This window comes from Streptomyces sp. NPDC025784, from assembly GCF_055558435.1.
Genome location: NZ_JBVHMN010000007.1, coordinates 189,323 through 207,646 on the forward strand (window position 1 = coordinate 189,323; position 18,324 = coordinate 207,646).

Annotated in this window: 14 protein-coding genes and 1 pseudogene; 9 read left to right on the forward strand and 6 right to left on the reverse strand. The window is 71.4% G+C overall.

Going from position 1 to position 18,324, the window contains the following annotated elements; translation table 11 throughout:
* Positions 1–550: 550 nt before the first annotated feature.
* The 3 genes and pseudogenes from ACZ4IF_RS18185 to ACZ4IF_RS18195 form a co-directional block, all read left to right on the forward strand.
* On the forward strand, positions 551–3,709 hold the full coding sequence (locus ACZ4IF_RS18185; protein WP_467563982.1) for a sacsin N-terminal ATP-binding-like domain-containing protein: 3,159 nt from the start codon (positions 551–553) through the stop codon (positions 3,707–3,709).
* Positions 3,710–3,930: 221 nt separating this feature from the next.
* Complete coding sequence (locus ACZ4IF_RS18190; protein ID WP_467563984.1) at positions 3,931–4,863, forward strand: hypothetical protein; 933 nt, start codon at positions 3,931–3,933, stop codon at positions 4,861–4,863.
* Between the two features lie 125 nt (positions 4,864–4,988).
* Positions 4,989–5,174 (forward strand): annotated as a pseudogene (locus tag ACZ4IF_RS18195) (hypothetical protein); the annotation flags it as partial.
* Between the two features lie 28 nt (positions 5,175–5,202).
* Here ACZ4IF_RS18195 and ACZ4IF_RS18200 read toward each other — a convergent pair.
* Together ACZ4IF_RS18200 and ACZ4IF_RS18205 are read right to left on the reverse strand one after the other, a co-directional pair.
* Positions 5,203–7,602, reverse strand: a complete 2,400-nt coding sequence (locus ACZ4IF_RS18200) for a cation-translocating P-type ATPase (RefSeq protein WP_467563986.1) — start codon at positions 7,600–7,602, stop codon at positions 5,203–5,205.
* A 133-nt stretch (positions 7,603–7,735) separates the two neighbouring features.
* Complete coding sequence (locus ACZ4IF_RS18205) at positions 7,736–8,035, reverse strand: DUF2530 domain-containing protein (protein WP_467563988.1); 300 nt, start codon at positions 8,033–8,035, stop codon at positions 7,736–7,738.
* Between the two features lie 316 nt (positions 8,036–8,351).
* Between ACZ4IF_RS18205 and ACZ4IF_RS18210 the strand changes: the two genes are divergently transcribed.
* The gene (locus ACZ4IF_RS18210; protein WP_467563990.1) at positions 8,352–9,803 is read left to right on the forward strand and encodes an NCS2 family permease; all 1,452 of its coding nucleotides are present in this window, start codon (positions 8,352–8,354) and stop codon (positions 9,801–9,803) included.
* Between the two features lie 48 nt (positions 9,804–9,851).
* On the opposite strand, the gene ACZ4IF_RS18215 is transcribed toward ACZ4IF_RS18210, so the two are convergent.
* A complete protein-coding gene (locus tag ACZ4IF_RS18215; protein WP_362519917.1) occupies positions 9,852–10,034 on the reverse strand; it encodes a ribbon-helix-helix protein, CopG family in 183 nt (60 codons plus the stop codon).
* A 144-nt stretch (positions 10,035–10,178) separates the two neighbouring features.
* Here ACZ4IF_RS18215 and ACZ4IF_RS18220 point away from each other — a divergent pair, with 144 nt between their 5' ends.
* From ACZ4IF_RS18220 to thpR, 3 genes are all read left to right on the forward strand, one after another.
* Complete coding sequence (locus ACZ4IF_RS18220; protein WP_432172564.1) at positions 10,179–10,616, forward strand: MarR family winged helix-turn-helix transcriptional regulator; 438 nt, start codon at positions 10,179–10,181, stop codon at positions 10,614–10,616.
* Positions 10,617–10,892: 276 nt separating this feature from the next.
* Entirely contained in the window at positions 10,893–12,179 is a 1,287-nt protein-coding gene (locus ACZ4IF_RS18225; protein ID WP_467563993.1) for an MFS transporter, read from the forward strand.
* Positions 12,180–12,243: 64 nt separating this feature from the next.
* Positions 12,244–12,834 carry an RNA 2',3'-cyclic phosphodiesterase gene (thpR, locus tag ACZ4IF_RS18230; RefSeq protein WP_467563995.1) on the forward strand — a complete coding sequence of 197 codons (591 nt, stop codon included), beginning with the start codon at positions 12,244–12,246 and terminating at the stop codon, positions 12,832–12,834.
* Positions 12,835–12,966: 132 nt separating this feature from the next.
* Here the strand turns inward: thpR and ACZ4IF_RS18235 are convergent, their stop codons facing one another.
* The 3 genes from ACZ4IF_RS18235 to ACZ4IF_RS18245 form a co-directional block, all read right to left on the reverse strand.
* The gene (locus tag ACZ4IF_RS18235) at positions 12,967–13,959 is read right to left on the reverse strand and encodes an aldo/keto reductase (protein ID WP_467563997.1); all 993 of its coding nucleotides are present in this window, start codon (positions 13,957–13,959) and stop codon (positions 12,967–12,969) included.
* Between the two features lie 136 nt (positions 13,960–14,095).
* A complete protein-coding gene (locus tag ACZ4IF_RS18240; protein ID WP_467563999.1) occupies positions 14,096–14,680 on the reverse strand; it encodes a Uma2 family endonuclease in 585 nt (194 codons plus the stop codon).
* Between the two features lie 88 nt (positions 14,681–14,768).
* The gene (locus ACZ4IF_RS18245; RefSeq protein ID WP_467564001.1) at positions 14,769–15,452 is read right to left on the reverse strand and encodes a GDSL-type esterase/lipase family protein; all 684 of its coding nucleotides are present in this window, start codon (positions 15,450–15,452) and stop codon (positions 14,769–14,771) included.
* Positions 15,453–15,581: 129 nt separating this feature from the next.
* Between ACZ4IF_RS18245 and ACZ4IF_RS18250 the strand changes: the two genes are divergently transcribed.
* Together ACZ4IF_RS18250 and ACZ4IF_RS18255 are read left to right on the forward strand one after the other, a co-directional pair.
* Entirely contained in the window at positions 15,582–16,562 is a 981-nt protein-coding gene (locus ACZ4IF_RS18250) for a WD40 repeat domain-containing protein (protein WP_467564003.1), read from the forward strand.
* A 135-nt stretch (positions 16,563–16,697) separates the two neighbouring features.
* Entirely contained in the window at positions 16,698–18,197 is a 1,500-nt protein-coding gene (locus ACZ4IF_RS18255) for a cellulase family glycosylhydrolase (protein ID WP_467564005.1), read from the forward strand.
* Positions 18,198–18,324 lie beyond the last annotated feature (127 nt).

The window sequence follows — 18,324 nt, forward strand, 5'->3', positions numbered from 1 at the left end:
GTTCCCCGCGCCCCTGAGGGGGCCCGGCCGGGGGCGGCGGTTCGTGGGTGGGGCTGTGCCTGGTTCCGGTCCGTGGTGTGCCGCGGGTGGGTGGGGGCTGGTCGCGCAGTTCCCCGCGCCCCTGAGGGGGCCCGGCCGGGGGCGCGAGGAACTGCGCGCCGAGCCACGGGGCACCCACGCAGGACCGCGAGGCCTCAGCCGCATACCCCCAGGGGCGCGGGGAACTGCGCGCCGAGCCACGACGTGCCGGGGCTGGATCGCGAGGCCTCAGCCGCATACCCCCCAGGGGCGCGGGGAACTGCGCGACCGGCCCCCACCCACCCGCACAGGACCCGGCTCCCGACCACGTCCCCCCCGGGGGTCGCGGGGGACTGCGCGCCCAGCCCGCATCGGCCCGCGCAGGGCGACGGACCCGGGGGCTTCCTGGGCGCCGCCGCCCCGGGACGAGGGACGGCGGGGCCAGGACCCTCCCCGTCGCGCGGTACCTTCGTGCCGCGACCGGGCGCGGCGCAGCACTCGCGGTCGCGCCAGCCGAGAGGGAGAGTGAACCGTGAGCAAGTTCGTGCGGCCGGCAGCCGAGGGCGCGGACCCGTTCGGGACGGCGCGCCTGCGACGGGGCGTACTGGACGCCTGGGCGACGAGCCCGGCCCGGTTCCGGGAGGACGCCAACGCGGAGGAGGACCTGGTCCTCGGCGGTTACCGCGACCGGCTCGTGGTGGAGCTCGCGCAGAACGCGGCGGACGCGGCGGCCCGGGCGGGCGTACCCGGCCGCCTGCGGCTGACCCTCCGCGACGGCGTGCTCGTCGCCGCCAACACGGGAGCCCCTCTCGACGCGGCGGGCGTGGAGTCGCTGTCGACGCTGCGCGCGTCCGCGAAGCGGGACGCCCCCGACACGGCGGTCGGCCGGTTCGGCGTCGGCTTCGCGGCCGTCCTCGCGGTGACCGACGAGCCCGCCGTGGTGGGCCGGCACGGCGGTGTCCGCTGGGCCCTCGCGGAGGCCCGGGAACTGGCCGCCGACACGGCCCGGCACAGCCCCGGACTGGGCGACGAGATCCGCCGCCGGGACGGCCATGTGCCCCTGCTGCGCCTCCCGTTCGCGGCGGAGGGCACCGCTCCGGACCCGTACGACACGGTCGTGATCCTGCCGTTGCGGGACCCGGCGGCCGAGGCTCTCGCCGAGCGGCTGCTGAAGAACGTCGACGACGCCCTGCTGCTGGCCCTGCCGGGCCTGGAGGAGGTGGTCGTCGAGGCCGGGGCCGAGGAGGTCCGCACCTTGCGGCGGCGCGCCGAGGGCGACGGTGTCGTGGTCGAGGACTCCCGGGACGGCACCAGCCGCTACCGCACCGTCTCCCGCCAGGGCCCGCTGGAGGCGTCGCTGCTCGCCGACCGCCCGGTCGAGGAGCGGCTGCGCCCGTACTGGTCGGTGACCTGGGCGGTGCCGGTCGACGGCGACGGTTCGCCGGCCCGCCCCCGCACCAGCCCGGTCGTGCACGCGCCCACGCCCAGCGACGAGCCGCTGGGGGTTCCCGCGCTGCTGATCGCCTCGCTCCCGCTGGACACGACCCGGCGCCACGCGGCGCCGGGCCCGCTCACCGACTTCCTGGTGCAGCGCGCGGCGGACGCGTACGCGGAGCTGCTCGCGGCCTGGCGGCCGGTGGACACCGGGATCATCGATCTGGTGCCCGGCCCGCTGGGCAAGGGCGAACTGGACGGGGCGCTGCGCCAGGCGATCCTGGACCGGCTGCCGCGCACCGCGTTCCTGCCGCCGGCGGCCCCGCTCGACCAGGCACCCGAGGTTCCGGCCGACTGGCCGGAGGGCGCGGCGGTGGAGAATCCGGCCGCGCTGCGGCCCCGGGACGCCGAGGTGGTCGAGGGAGCGGGCGCGGAGACCGTCCGGGTGCTCGCCGAGGTGCTGCCCAGTCTGCTTCCCGCCGGGCTCGAACGCCGGGTGGAGCTGCGGACCCTGGGCGTCGCCCGGGTGCCGCTGACGGAGGCGGTGGACCGGCTGGCGGGCCTGGAGAAGGACCCGGCGTGGTGGCACCGGCTCTACGACAGCCTCGCGGGCGTGGACCCGGACCGGCTCTCCGGACTGCCCGTGCCGCTCGCCGACGGCCGGACGACGATCGGACCCCGGCAGATCCTGCTGCCCACCCCCGACGGCACGGGGTCCGCCGCTCCGGACGCCCTCGCCCGGCTCGGCCTGAAGGTCGCCCACCCGGATGCCGCCCATCCGCTGTTGGAGAAGCTGGGCGCCCTCCCGGCGACCCCGCGTGCCGTGCTCACGACCCCGCAGGTGCGGGCCGCCGTCGCCACCTCGCTCGACGACGAGGGCGTGGCGTGGGACGAGGACGCGCCGGACGCGGAGGAGCTGGCGGACACCGTGCTCGCGCTGGTCCGCGACGCCGGTCTCGAACCGGGCGACGAGCCCTGGCTGGGCGCGCTCGCCCTCCCGGACGACGAGGGGGAGCCGGCGCCCGCCGGTGAGCTGGTGCTGCCCGGCAGTCCGTTCGCGCAGGTCATGCGTGAGGGTGAAGTCGGCTTCGTGGACGCCGAGTTGGCGGAGCGCTGGGGCGAGCAGCCGCTGGCGGCCTGTGGCGTGCTGGCCGACTTCGCGCTCGTGCGTGCCACCGACGTCGTCCTCGACCCGGACGAACTGGAGCCGCGCGACGGGGACTTCGCCGAGCCCGACGACGCGGGACTGCTCGACGCCGTCGACGTGTGGTGCGAGGACGTCCTCGACCGGCTGCCCGACACGCCCGTGCCGCCGGTGGCCACGGAGATCGTCGCCGTGCGGGATCTGGACCTGGTGGACGACGAGCGGTGGCCGCAGGCACTCGCCCTGCTCTCGCAGCCGCCGCTGCGGGACGCGCTGACGCAGCCGGTGCGCATCCTGCTGCCGGACGGGACGCACGAGATCGTCCGGCCCTACACGGCGTGGTGGCTGCGCGGGCACCCCGTCCTGGACGGACGGCGCCCTGCCGGACTGCGGGCCGCCGGCGGCGATCCGCTGCTGCACGGCCTGTACGACGAGGCCGACGCCACCGGATTCGACGACGAACAGGTGCTGCGGGCGCTGGGTGTCCGTACCTCGGTGGCCGCCCTCCTCGACGAGCCCGGCGGTGCCGCGGAGCTGCTCGACCGGCTCGCCGACCCGGACCGCGAGGTCTCCGGCTCCCAGCTGCATGCCCTGTACGGCGCGCTGGCGGATCTCGATCCCGAACAGGTGACGCTGCCGGACGAGCTGCGGGCCGTCGTGGACGGGGAGGTGCGGGTCGTGGACGCGGCCGACGCCGTGGTCGTCGACTCGCCCGACCTGCTGCCCTTCACGGACGGTGTCCCGCTGCTGCCGGTACGGCCGTCGCGGGCCGCCGATCTCGCCGAGCTGTTCCAGGTGCGGCGGCTCAGCGAGTCGGTGACGGGCGAGGTGACGTCCGAGGGTGCCGAGCACGAGGTGCCGGCGTCCGTGCGGGTCCTGCTGGGGCCGTCGGTGCCCACCTCGTACGTCGAGCACGAGGAGCTCGTCGTCGACGGTGTCGAGCTCGACTGGCGGCGGACACGGGACGGGGTGCTGCACGCCTCCACCCTGGAGGGCGTGGCGGCCGGGCTGGCCTGGGCGGCCGGTCAGTGGCCGCGCCGCTTCGAGGTGGCGGCCCTGCTGGAGGACCCCTTGCGCACCGAAGAGCTCGCGCGGGACCGCTGGTTCGACTGAGCCGACGCGGCCGGGACGGGGAAGCGCCGAGGGGCGTTTCCCCACGCGTCGCCATGGCGTTGGTAATACGCGCACAAAGTCTTCATCTGCCGTACAACCTTTCGCCGCGGTCGCAGATCTGATCTTCGAGTCAACAGACTCCACGATCACTTGGGCCCCGTGTGAAGACGAGCCGTACGGAACGAAAGCCGTCGGGGCCCCTTTCTCCACTTGGGGAACGCATGCGCATACGAGCCACCGTGGCCGCCGTCTCCGGCGCCCTGGCCCTCACCGCCTTCGCCGTCCCGGGCGCCCACGCCACCGACTCCGCGCCGTCCTACCGCGCGGGTGTCACCAAGGCGCAGGAAGCCGCCCGCGCGGACGGCAAGGCCGCGTTCAGCACCTCCGCCGCAGCCGACACCGGCACGCCGTACGCCCTCGACGCCACCTTCTCCAACATCAAGGTGAACGGCGGCAAGGCGATCGCCGTCGGCATCAGCAACCACGTCACCGTCCCGGTCACCTACACCATGACCCACGGTGCCGACGTCGACATCGACGCCGTCGACTTCCTGACCGGCCCCTACATTTACAAGGGCTCGTTCGACATGCCGGACAACATGCTGTTCGGCGACGACCCGGCGAGCTGCACCGCCACCTCGTCGACCGTCGCCACCTGCAAGGGCGACATCGACATCTACCCGGCCGAGGGCGAGCTGCTCAACTCGGACGCCGGCAGCTGGCACGCCGCGGCGCTGGCCATCGCCTACAACGGCGAGGACTGGACCAGCGACGACATCAACTGGGACAACGTCGGCATCGCCGACCAGGGCGGCTTCGCCTCCCCGAACGTCCAGCGCTACTCCAAGCTGACGGTCAACGCCTCGCCGGAGCCGGTGAAGAAGGGCAAGACCATCACGGTCACGGGCAAGCTGTCCCGCGCCAACTGGGAGGACAACCTCTACCACGGCTACACGGGCCAGTCGGTGCAGCTGCAGTTCCGCAAGAAGGGCAGCGACACCTACACCACCGTCAAGACCATCAAGACGGACAGCACGGGCAACCTGAAGACGACCACGACGGCCTCCGTCGACGGTTACTACCGCTACAGCTTCGCGGGCACCTCGACCACCCCGGCCGTCAAGGCCACGGGTGACTACGTCGACGTCCAGTAGTCGCTCGTCCGGTGTCCCCGCGCCTCGTCACGAGGCGCGGGGACACCGCATTTCCGGATCGTGACGTCCCGGCGGCGCCGTGGGGAGCGCCGCCCGGATTCATGGCGTGCAGCCGGCGTACTGCGGTGCGGCTCCAGTTCCGCAAGAAGAGCAGCAGCACGTACACCACGCTCAAGACGGTCAGGACCGACAGCACGGGCAACCTGAGGACGACCACCACGGCCACGGTCGACGGTTGCTACCGCTACAGCTGCGCGGGCACCACCACGACCCCCGCCGTCAACGCCACGGGTGACGGCGTGGACGTGCGGCAGACGGCTCGCGGGACGCACACCCGGATCACGCGGGGAAGCGGCGGTCGACCCACTTCCACAGGAATTCCAGGGCGGCCGCCGCCACCACCGAGATGCCCACCGCGAGCCACGGCATCGTGGTGCCGACCAGTTTCAGCGCGAAGAAGTGCTGCAGCCCCGGCACCATGAGCACCAGCAGGAACGCCCCGCCCATCGCGGCGACGAGGCAGATCCGCCACCAGGTGTAGGGCCGGGCGATGATCGCGAGGACCCACATCGAGATCAGGAAGAGCGTCAGCGTCGCGGCGCTCGTCTCCGCATCCAGCGAGCCCTCGCCCGTGTAGTGGTGGCGGGCCAGCAGATAGGTGATGAAGGTGGCCACCGCGGCGACCGTGCCGCCCGGGATCGAGTACCGCATCACCCGCCGCACGAAGTTGGGCCTGGCCCGCTCCTTGTTGGGGGCGAGCGCGAGGAAGAACGCCGGGACGCCGATGGTGAGCGTGGACAGCAGGGTCAGGTGGCGGGGCAGGAACGGGTACTCGACCTGCCAGCACACCACCAGCACGGCCAGCAGGACCGAGTAGACCGTCTTCACGAGGAAGAGGGTCGCCACCCTGGTGATGTTGCCGATGACCCGCCGGCCCTCGCCGACCACCGAGGGCAGCGTGGAGAAGCTGTTGTTGAGGAGGACGATCTGGGCGACGGCCCGGGTCGCCTCCGAGCCCGAGCCCATCGACACACCGATGTCGGCGTCCTTGAGCGCGAGGACGTCGTTCACGCCGTCGCCCGTCATCGCGACCGTGTGCCCGCGTGACTGGAGGGCGCCCACCATGTCCCGCTTCTGCTGCGGGGTGACCCGCCCGAACACCGTGCCCTTCTCCAGCGACTTCGCCATCTCCTCCTTCTCGTCGGGGAGGTGGCGTGCGTCCACGACCGAACCGGTCAGGCCGAGCTTTCCGGCCACCGCGCCCACCGACACCGCGTTGTCGCCGGAGATGACCTTGGCCCTGACGTCCTGCTCGGAGAAGTAGCGCAGGGTGTCCGCCGCGTCCGGGCGCAGCCGCTGCTCCAGGACGACCAGGGCGGTGGGCCGGGTGCCGGCCGCGACCTGCGGATCGTCGAGGTCCTTGGTGGCGCGGGCGAGCAGCAGCACCCGCAGCCCCGCCTCGTTGAGCCGCTCCGTCTCGGCGAGCGCCGGGTCCCCCTCGGGCAGCAGGACGTCGGGGGCTCCGAGGAGCCAGGTGCTGGACTCGCCGTTGCCCTCGCTGAAGGAGGCGCCGCTGTACTTGCGGGCCGAGGAGAAGGGCAGCGACTCGGTGCAGCGCCACTCCTCGCTGTCCGGGTAGGCGGCGATGACCGCCTGGAGGGAGGCGTTCGGCCGGGGGTCCGATTCGCCGAGCGCGCCGAGCGCCTTGCGCGCGTACGCCTCGTCGGCGTCCTGGAGGGTCCGCAGCTCGGTGACGTCCATGCCGCCCTCGGTGAGGGTGCCCGTCTTGTCGAGGCAGACGGTGTCGATGCGGGCGAGTCCCTCGATCGCCGGAAGCTCCTGCACGAGGCACTGTTTCCGGCCGAGCCGGATCACACCGATGGCGAAGGCGACGGAGGTGAGCAGGACCAGGCCCTCGGGGACCATCGGGACGATGCCGCCGACGGTCCGCGCGACGGAGTCCTTGAAGCCGTGCTGCTTGACGACGAGCTGGCTGATGACGAGGCCGATCGCGGTCGGGATCATCATCCACGTCACGTACTTCAGGATCGTGGAGATGCCGCTGCGCAGTTCGGAGTGGACGAGGGTGAAGCGTGACGCCTCTTCGGCGAGCTGGGCCGCGTAGGCCTCCCGGCCCACCTTCGTGGCGGTGAAGGCGCCGCCGCCCGCGACGACGAAGCTGCCCGACATCACCTCGTCGCCGGGGTGCTTGACCACGGGGTCGGCCTCACCGGTGAGCAGCGACTCGTCGATCTCCAGGCCGTCGGCCTCGGCGCAGGAGCCGTCGACGACGATCTTGTCGCCCGGCCCGATCTCGATCAGATCCCCGAGCACGATCTCCGACGTGCTGACCTCGGCGGCCACTCCGTCCCTGCGGACGGTGGGTTTCACCTCGCCGATCACGGCGAGCGAGTCGAGGGTCTTCTTGGCCCGCCACTCCTGGATGATGCCGATCCCGGTGTTGGCGATGATCACGTACCCGAACAGGCTGTCCTGGAAGGGCGCCACGACGAGCATGATCAGCCAGAGCGCACCGATGATCGCGTTGAACCGGGTGAAGACGTTGGCGCGGACGATCTCCCCGAGGGAGCGGCTGCTGCGCACGGGGACGTCGTTGACCTCGCCGCGGGCGACCCGCTCGGCCACTTCGGCGGCGGACAGCCCGTCCGCCCGCCTGGAGACGGGTATGGGCACGGGGTGAACGGGGTCGAGTTCGGCGCCCGCGTCGATGTGCGTCATGCATTCGACGGTACGTGCGGATATACGGCTTCACCCGCTGAGCGCCCCAAAGATCCGACCAGGGGAGGACGGGCGGAGCGGGTGTGTGATGCCGTGGGTGTAGGTGGGGATGCAGGCGTGGGGAGGGCCGCCGTCACTCCGCGGCGGTGGCGCCGGTTGCTCCGGTCGTCGCGGCGGAGGCGTCCCGGCCGGCGGCGTCCCGTTTGATCGCGGCGTCGCGCTTGCGGACGTACCAGATGCCGATGAGCCCGAGTCCCGCGCCGGCCAGGCACGTCCACAGCCACCAGAGGTGTCCGTGGTCCTCGAACCAGCCGTAGAAGGGCAGCTGCACCAGGAAGAGGACGAACCAGAGGATCGTGCCGCCGGTGATGGTGGCGACGACGGGGCCCTCCAGGGGCTCCGGCGCCTCGTGCTTGGGGGTCCACTTCGCCATGTGCACAGCTTACGAGGCCGTGCCGCGAGCGTCGCCGGAGCCCGGGTGTGGCCTTGCGCGGCAACGGTCTACGCGCGGAGATAGCGATTTCGGACTCATATGTTCATACTGAAACGGTCTGAGTCTGGCTCTTTCTCTTCGTATGAAACACCAACAGAAGCCTCGAAGAAGCTGCTGGTGATCACTGGAGGGCCGGACTCGATCAGGTTCCCAGCCCGGCGCCTCTCCCCAGCTCTCGGTCCGTCCGAGCGCGGGACCCCCCGATCGCCCGGCGCCCGTAAAGGCCACCAAGGCCCCCGTCCTCATGAGGTCACGCATGTCCACCTCGGCCGTCACCAAGGCCCCCACCCCGGAGCAGCCGGAGCCCCGCCCCGCGCAGGGTGCCCTGGACCGCTACTTCAAGATCTCCGAGCGGGGCTCCAGCGTCCCGCGCGAGATCCGCGGCGGTTTCGCCACCTTCTTCGCGATGGCCTACATCATCGTGCTGAACCCGATCATCCTGGGCAGCGCGAAGGACATGTACGGGAACCACCTGGACAACGGCCAGCTGGTCACCGCCACGGCTCTCACGGCGGCCTTCACGACGCTCCTCATGGGCGTCATCGGCAACGTCCCGATCGCGCTGGCGGCCGGGCTCGGCGTGAACACCGTCGTCGCCCTCCAGCTCGCCCCCCGGATGTCGTGGCCCGACGCCATGGGCATGGTGGTGCTGGCCGGCTTCGTGGTGATGCTGCTGGTCGCCACCGGCCTGCGCGAGCGCGTCATGAACGCCGTGCCGCTGGGCCTGCGCAAGGGCATCGCGATCGGCATCGGCCTGTTCATCATGCTGATCGGTCTGGTCGACTCCGGCTTCGTCTCCCGTATCCCGGACGCCGCCCAGACCACGGTCCCGCTCCAGCTCGGCGCCGACGGTCACCTCAACGGCTGGCCCGTCCTGGTCTTCATCCTCGGCACGCTGCTCACCCTCGCGCTGATCGTGCGCAAGGTGCCGGGCGCGATCCTGATCTCGATCGTCGCGATGACGGTCGTCGCGGTGATCATCAACTCCGTCGCGACGATCCCGTCCTGGGGTCTGACCACCCCGAAGTGGCCGGGCAACCCGCTCGCCACCCCGGACTTCGGCCTGGTCGGCAAGGTCAGCCTGTTCGGCGGCTTCGAGAAGGTCGGCGTGCTGACCGGCGTGCTCTTCGTCTTCACGGTCCTGCTGTCGTGCTTCTTCGACGCGATGGGCACGATCATGGGCATCAGCGACGAGGCCAAGCTGACCGACGCGCAGGGCAACATGCCCGGCATCAACAAGGTCCTCTTCGTCGACGGCATCGCGGTCGCCGCGGGCGGTGCCACCTCCTCCTCGGCCACCACCTGCTTCGTGGAGTCCACGGCGGGCGTCGGCGAGGGTGCGCGCACCGGTTTCGCGAACGTCGTCACGGGCGCGCTGTTCGCCGTGGCCCTGTTCCTGACGCCCGTCGCCACGATGGTCCCGTCCCAGGCCGCCACGCCCGCGCTCCTCGCGGTCGGCTTCCTGATCATGTCCGGCTCGGTCAAGGAGATCGACTGGGCGGACTACACGATCGCCGTCCCCGCCTTCGTGACGATGCTGATGATGCCGTTCACCTACTCGATCACCAACGGCATCGGCATGGGCTTCATCACCTTCGTGGTGCTGCGCCTGGCCGCGGGCCGCGGCCGCGAGGTCCCGGTCGCGATGTACGTGGTGTCGGCGGTCTTCGCCTTCTACTACCTGATGCCGGCGCTGGGCCTGACATAGGCGTCCGCGGTGCGAGGCCCGCCGGGCCGCGTACCGTCGTGCGGGGGCTCATGTGACCCCGTAGAACTTCTCCGTCTCCTCGACCGCGGTCTGGAACCGCTCGTCGAAGTCATCGCGAATGAGCGTCCGGACGACATAGTCCTGGACGCTCATTCCGCGTTTGGCGGCGTGATGCCGGAGCCGGTTGAGCAGCTCCCCGTCCATCCGCAGGCTGAGCACGCTGGTCCCCATGCCGTCGAGAGTCGCGGCAGCCGGGCGGGCGACGGGTCACTTTCCGCGGCGGGCTCACTCATATGAGTGATGTCGTGATTCAGTGGCGCGGTTCACGGGCACCCCGGTGGTCCTTAGCGAGAGTAATGAGTTACGCTAAAGAACATGCCTGACCTCACCCATGGCGACGACGAAGCCGCCGTGAACGCCTTGCGCTCCGCAGTGATGCGCCTGTCGCGTCGACTCAAGCACCAGCGGGTCGACGAGTCGCTGAGCCCCACCGAGATGTCGGTGCTCGGCACCCTCGCCCGCTGTGGCACCGCCACGCCCGGCGAGCTCGCCCGCAAGGAGCACGTGCAGCCGCCCTCGATGACCCGCATCGTCGCGCTGCTCGAAGCGAAGGGGCTGGTCAGGCTGGAGCCGCACCCCGAGGACCGGCGCCAGAAGGTCGTGACGCAGACCGACAAGGCGGAGACGATGCTCGAAGAGAGCCGCCGCAAGCGGAACGCGTTCCTGGCCCGGCTGGTCGAGTCCCTCGACGAGGACGAGTGGGCCAAGCTCCGCGAGGCCGCCCCCGTGCTGGAAAAGCTCGCACATCTGTGACCATCCGCGGCCCTCCTCCGGGAGGGCCGCTCCCGAGAGACCGCCGACGCCCTCCCGTGACGCCGACGTCCACGAATGCCGAGGAGGCGAGCCCTTTTGAGTACGGGATCCGGAGCAGACTCCGCCCCCGCACCAGCCACCCACGACTCCCCGTCCACCCCCCACAGCGACGCGTCCGGCACCTTGGACCGGGCCACCGCGCAGAACCCGGCCGGCCCGAGGAACACGCCCGCCGAGCAGCGCCCTTCCGGGGCCCGGCGCACCTCCCGTTCCTCCATGTTCAGCTCGCTGAGGATCCGCAACTACCGGCTCTTCTTCCTGGGCCAGGTCGTCTCCAACACCGGCACCTGGATGCAGCGCATCGCCCAGGACTGGCTGGTGCTCAGCCTGACCGGCTCGTCCGCCGCGGTCGGCATCACGACCGCCCTGCAGTTCCTGCCGATGCTGCTGTTCGGGCTGTACGGCGGTGTCCTCGTCGACCGGCTGCCCAAGCGTCCGACGCTCCTCGCCACCCAGACCGCCATGGGCCTCACCGGCCTCGCGCTGGCCTTCCTGACCCTCTCCGGCCACGTCCAGGTCTGGCACGTCTACCTCGCGGCCTTCGCCGTCGGTCTCGCCACGGTCGTCGACAACCCGGCCCGGCAGTCCTTCGTCTCGGAGATGGTCGGCCCGGGCCAGCTCCAGAACGCGGTCAGCCTGAACTCGGCGAACTTCCAGTCGGCCCGTCTGGTCGGCCCCGCCGTCGCGGGCGTGCTGATCACCGGGGTCGGCACGGGCTGGGCGTTCCTCTTCAACGGCCTGTCGTTCGTGGCGCCCATCGTCGGCCTGCTGCTGATGCGGGCCCGTGAACTGCACATGGTCGAGCGGGCGCCGCGCGGCAAGGGCCAGCTCCGCGAGGGGCTGAACTACGTCGCCGGCCGCCCCGAGCTGATCTGGCCGATCGTCCTCGTCGGCTTCATCGGCACCTTCGGCTTCAACTTCCCGGTGTGGCTCTCGGCGTACGCGGACGACGTCTTCCACGCGGGCGCCGGAGCGTACAGCCTGTTCAACACGCTGATGGCGATCGGCTCGCTGGCCGGAGCGCTGCTCGCCGCCCGCCGCGGCACGGCCCGGCTGCGCGTCCTGATCGCGGCGGCCATCGGCTTCGGCGCCCTGGAGGTGGTCGCGGCGACGGCGCCGTCCCTGTGGCTCTTCGCGCTCCTCATGGTCCCGATCGGCATCTTCGGCCTCACCGTGAACGTCACCGCGAACACCTCGGTCCAGATGGCCACCGACCCCGCCATGCGCGGCCGGGTCATGGCGCTGTTCATGATGGTCTTCATGGGCGGCTCACCGCTGGGCGCGCCGCTGGTCGGATGGGTCACCGACGCCTACGGCCCGCGCGTCGGCTTCGCCCTCGGCGGCCTGGTGTCCGTGGCGGCCGCGACCACGATCGGGCTGATCCTCGCCCGGATCGGCGGCCTGCGCCTCGCCCTCGGCTGGCACCACGGCCACCCCCGGGTCCGCTTCGTGCCGAAGGAGCGCACGGAGCAGCGCGAGGAACAACTGGCCACGGCGGCCTGACACCGCCTCCGTCGCCCTTCCGGGGAGGGTCGCCCGATGATCCGTTCCCTGGGAGGGTGACGGCATGAGACTTTTTGCGGCGGTACTGCCTCCGGAGCAAGTGATCCGCGAACTCGCCGTCGAAGTGGACGAGTTGGAGCGGATGGCCGGGGCGGACGCCCTGCGCTGGACGGGCCGGCCCGGCTGGCACTTCACCCTCGCGTTCTACGGCGAGGTGGCCGAGAAGACCGTCCCCGACCTGTCGGAACGGCTGGCGCGGGCGGCCCGCCGCACCGGCCCCTTCCCGCTGTCCCTGCACGGCGGCGGCCACTTCGGCGGGCGCGCCCTGTGGGTGGGAGTGGCGGGCGACCTGCGGACCATGCGGCTGCTGGCCGACCGGTCGGAGGCGGCGGCGCGCCGGGCGGGCATCTCCATGGACGAGCACCGCCCCTACCACCCGCACCTGACGGTGGCCCGCAGCCGCACCTCCGCGCGCTTCGCGCCGTACGTCACCGCCCTGGACGGCTTCGCCGGGCGGGAGTGGACGGTGGGTGAGCTGTGTCTCGTCCGCAGCAATCTGCCGACGTCGGGAGTGCCCGGTGAGCAGCCACGTTATGAGACGGTGGCGAGCTGGCCGCTGGGGGTGGGCGACGGGACCGGGGACGAGGCCGGTTAATCTCGAATGCGTGGACCCGAAGACCCGTAACCGGATCATGGCCGGTGTGCTCGTGCTGATGTTCGTCGTGGTGGCGCTGTCGGCGGCGGTCAGGTAGCCGACCGCCGCCGCGCGCCGCCGTGCCCTCGCCGGCTACCAGGCGAACGCCTCCGGGGACGGCCCCGGACCCGGGAAGATCTCGTCGAGCGAGGCGAGGACCTCCTCCGACAGTTCCAGCTCGACGGCGCGCAGCGCCGACTCCAGCTGCTGTGCGGTGCGCGGGCCGACGATGGGGCCCGTGACGCCGGGCCGGGTCAGCAGCCACGCCAGCGCCGCCTCGCCGGGCTCCAGGCCGTGCTTGTCGAGCAGATCCTCGTACGCCTGGATCTGGGCGCGCACGGTGGTGTCGGCGAGGGCGTCGGCGGACCGGCCGCTCGCCCGGCGGCCGCCCTCGACCTCCTTCTTGATCACACCGCCCAGCAGGCCGCCGTGCAGCGGCGACCAGGGGATGACCCCGAGCCCGTACTCCTGCGCGGCCGGGATGACCTCCATCTCGGCGCGCCGCTCGGCCAGGTTGTAGAGGCACTGCTCGCTGACGAGGCCGATCGTGCCGCCGCGCCGGGCGGCGGCCTCGTTGGCCTGGGCGATCTTGTATCCGGGGAAGTTGCTGGACCCGGCGTAGAGGATCTTGCCCTGCTGGACCAGCACGTCGATCGCCTGCCAGATCTCCTCGAAGGGAGTGGAGCGGTCGATGTGGTGGAACTGGTAGACGTCGATGTAGTCGGTCTGCAGGCGCTTGAGGCTGGCGTCGACCGCGCGCCGGATGTTGAGCGCGGAGAGCTTGTCGTGGTTGGGCCACACCTCGCCGTCGGCGGCCATGTTCCCGTACACCTTGGTGGCGAGGACGACCTTGTCGCGGCGGTCGCCGCCGCCGGCGAACCAGTTCCCGATGATCTCCTCGGTACGGCCCTTGTTCTCGCCCCAGCCGTACACGTTCGCCGTGTCGAAATAGTTGATCCCCGCGTCCAGTGCCGCGTCCATGATGGCGTGGCTCGCGGTCTCGTCGGTCTGCGGACCGAAGTTCATGGTGCCGAGGACGAGGCGGCTGACCTTGAGTCCCGTGCGTCCGAGCTGCGTGTACTCCATGACTGCCTAGCCAACGGCGTGGAGTGCGCTCTAGGCAAGGGCGGCGTGGCCGCCCACGCCCGGAAGGGGCTGCCGGCCGGTGCGGCGAGAGTGCGTGCCGGGCGTCGCGACGGGGCGAACGTTGCCTGCCGCGGCACTAGTCGCGCGGGAACTCCCCGGTCCTGACGGTGAGTCCGACGGGCGTGTTCGTCATGTCGACGTCGCCGCCGAAGGCGACGGTCGTCTCGGTGACGTAGTCGCCGTCCTTGGGCTGGGTGAACAGATGGCACTTGCCCTGGTAGGGGTCGGCGACGAGATAGACGGGCACCTCGGCGTTCGCGTACGCGGTCTTCTTGGGGCCGTAGTCGTTGACCGCCGTGGCTTTCGAGATCACTTCGGCCACGAACTCGACGTCCTGGCAGCTCCACAGGCCTTTCGAGTCCTTCTCGGCCTGTTCCGACATGAGGGTCACGTCGGTGGCGAACCCGTTGAGGTGGCCCGGGTAGTCGATGCGCACGTCGGACTTCACGCGCCTGCGCGGGTACTTGGTACGCAGCTGGTCGTAGATGTCCGCGATGATTTCCCAGTGGGTGTCCCGCTGCGGCGACATGAAGACGGCCCCCTCGACGATCTCGACCTTGTATCCCTCGGGGGTGGTCCGCTCGAGCGACCCGAACAGGGCGTCCAGAGTCAGCTCGCCGTTGTCGTCGGCCATCTCGATCCTGTCTTCGAGGACGGTCATCGTGGCGCTCCTCCGCGGCCGCGCCCCGGTCGAGCGCAGCCGCGCGGTTCAACGATACGCACGGTGACCGGGATGCGCCCGGAATCGGTCAGGCGGATTCCGCCAGGTAGGGGGAGCCCAGGTCCCAGGCCTGGTACATGGCCTCCGCGAAGGCCTCGGCGATCTTGTGCTCGCCGCTCGCGTTCGGGTGGGTGCCGTCGTACGTGTCGAGGTGGATGTCGTACGAGGCGGGCGGCGAGGCCAGCAGGAGCGGCGAGCGGGGTTCGTCGAGGTCGGCGACGGCCTTGGCGAGGAGTTCGTTGAAGGCGGCGACGTCGGCGGCGAACGGGGCGTCGGACTCGGCGCGGACGTTCGGGATGACCGGGAGCAGGGCCATCCGTATGCGGGGGTTGGCGGCGCGGGCCTCGGCGACGAAGGTGCGGGCGTTGGCGGCCGTCTGGGCCGCGTTCGTGTAGAAGCCCAGGTCGATCAGGCCCAGCGACACCAGCAGCACGTCGGCCCGGTGCGCACGGACCGTCTCGCGGATCACGGGGGCCATGTGCTGCCAGCCCTCGCCCCAGCCGGCCAGGTGCGCGCGGGGGAAGTCCGGGTCCGCGTACTCGTACGAGTCGGGCGAGCCCGTCGCCTTGTCGTAGAGCGTCTCGCGCGGACCGACGATCTGGAACGGGCCCCCGTACGTCGCGCGCAGGTGCTGCCACATTCGGTAACGCCATGTGTGTTCGCCCGCGCTACCGATCGTCATGGAGTCGCCGACGGGCATGAACCTGAGCATCCGCTCATCATGGACGATCGGCGGGGCCGCCACGGGCCGTGCGGGTGTGAGGCTGGACACGCCGTCCCGGACGCCCGGCGGTGGTGCCGACGGCCCTGAACCGCCCGCCGGGATGGCAGGCTTGGGACCATGCGCCGATCGCTTCCGTTCCTCGCCGGAGCCGCCCTCGTCGTCGTGCTGTCGGCGCCGGCCGTCGCCGACAGCGGTGGCGACGGCGGGTTCACGATCAAGGACCCCCGGATCACCGAGTCCAGCGGCCTCGCCGCCTCGCACCGGCACCCGGGCGTCTACTGGACCCACAACGACAGCGACGACGGGGCGTACCTGTACGCGGTCGACAGCAGGACGGGACGGACCGTCGCCACCGTCACCATGACGGGGGTGGGCGCTCCCCGGGACGTCGAGGCGATCTCCATCGGGCCCGACGGCGACCTCTACGTCGGCGACATCGGCGACAACCTCGGCGGCAAGTGGGACCACGTGTGGATCTACCGGCTGCCCGAGCCGAAGGTGCTGAAGGACCAGACGGTCCGCGCCACGCAGTACGTCGTGAAGTACGCGGACGGTCCCCGCAACGCGGAGGCGCTGATGGTGCACCCGAAGACCGGGCGGGTCTACATCGTCGACAAGAACGAGGACGGCGGTCACCTCTACGAGGGCCCCTCCCGGCTCTCCGCGTCCGGCACGAACGTGTTCCGGCCCGTCGCCCCCGTCGACCTGTGGGCCACCGACGCCGCCTTCTCGCCCGACGGCCGGCAGCTCGCCGTACGCGGGTACTTCGGCGGGATCGCGTACGAGTGGAACGGCGGGAAGATCAAGCGTCAGGGCCGGCTGAACGTCCCCCTCCAGGGGCAGGGCGAGTCGGTCACGTACAGCCCGGACGGTTCGAAACTCATGTACGGCAGCGAGGGCGCGGACAGCGCCGTGCAGCCGGAGGACGCGCCGGGCTCCGCCGATTCCGATGGCAAGTCTCCGTCGAACGGCGGGGGTTCGTCCGCCGACGGGGGTGACGGCGGCGGGTTGAGCGGCGGCTTCAAGGTCGGCGCCCTCGCGGTCGCGGCGGCCTGCGCGGTGCTCTTCGGGTTCAGGCGGCTGCTGCGCCGCAGCTGAGCGGCTCGGCGGGCCGCCGCCCCGTCGTATCTATTGACGTGTCCATGGTCTATCCGTTCCATGGAGGGTGCGCGGTGCATGGGAGCGCTCCCATTCTGTTCCGGGGCCGCGCCTCCCCCGAGAGGACCCATCCCTATGTTCCGCAGCCTGCGAAGAGCGCTGTGCGCCGTGACGGCCGCACTGCTGTTACCGCTGGCGGGTGCGCAGACCGCCCGCGCGGCGGACCCCGGCGCCGGGTACTGGCACACCAGCGGCCGGCAGATCCTCGACTCCGCCGACCGGCCCGTCCGGATCGCCGGGATCAACTGGTTCGGCTTCGAGACCGGCAACCACGTCGTGCACGGCCTCTGGTCGCGCGACTACAAGAGCATGATCGACCAGATGAAGTCGCTGGGCTACAACACCATCAGGCTCCCCTACAGCGACGACCTGTTCAAGGGCACCCTGCCCGACAGCATCGACTTCTCCGGCGGCAAGAACGCCGACCTCCAGGGGCTCGACTCCCTCCAGGTCATGGACAGGATCGTGACGTACGCCGGCCGGGACGGCCTCAAGGTGATCCTCGACCGGCACCGGCCCGACTCGGGAGGGCAGTCCGCCCTCTGGTACACCCCGGCCGTCCCCGAGTCGACGTGGATCGCCGACCTCAAGGCACTGGCGGCGCGGTACGCGGGTCAGGACACCGTCATCGGGATCGACCTGCACAACGAGCCGCACGATCCGGCCTGCTGGGGCTGCGGCGACACGGCCGTCGACTGGCGGCTGGCCGCACAGCGGGCCGGGAACGCGGTCCTGTCCGTCAACTCGCGGCTGCTGGTCTTCGTGGAGGGCGTACAGACGTACAACGGCGTCTCGGGCTGGTGGGGCGGCAACCTGATGGGGGCCGGGCAGTACCCGGTCCAGCTGGACGTGGCGAACCGGGTCGTCTACTCCGCCCACGACTACGCCACCAGCGTGGCCCAGCAGAGCTGGTTCGGCGACCCGTCCTTCCCGGCCAACATGCCCGGGGTGTGGGACAAGTACTGGGGCTACCTCTTCAAGCAGAACATCGCGCCCGTGTGGGTCGGCGAGTTCGGTACGACGCTCCAGTCGTCGGTGGACCAGAAGTGGCTGGCGGCGCTCGTCTCCTACCTGCGGCCGACCGCCACCTACGGCGCCGACAGCATCTCCTGGACCTTCTGGTCCTGGAACCCCAACTCCGGTGACACGGGCGGCATCCTCAAGGACGACTGGACGACCGTGGACACCGTGAAGGACGGCTACCTCGCGAGCGTCAAGGCGCCGGGATTCCCGTCGACCGGGGACGGCGGCGGTGGCGGCGGTGGCGGCGGCACGGCCGCCTGCGCCGCCGCCTACACGGTCAGCAGCGACTGGGGCGGCGGCTTCAACGCCGACGTCAAGGTGACCAACACCGGCACCACCGCACTCACGTCCTGGAAGGTGACCTGGACATGGAGCGGCAGCCAGCGGGTCACCAGCATGTGGAACGCCACGTACACACAGAGCGGGGCCACCGTGAGTGCCGTCAACGCGGCCCACAACGGGGCTGTCCCGGTGGGCGGTTCGGCGGGCTTCGGCTTCGGCGGGGCGCCGGGAGGCGGTGGCACGCCCGCGGTCACGTGCACGGCGGCCTGAAGGCGCGGCGGCACCCCTCCACGGACCCGGGGCACGACGGCGTGACCGGCGCGCCGTCGTGACCGCGGACGAGAAGGAGCCCGGCGCGGTCCACCGCGCCGGGCTCCCTGTCCGCTCACGGGCGGGA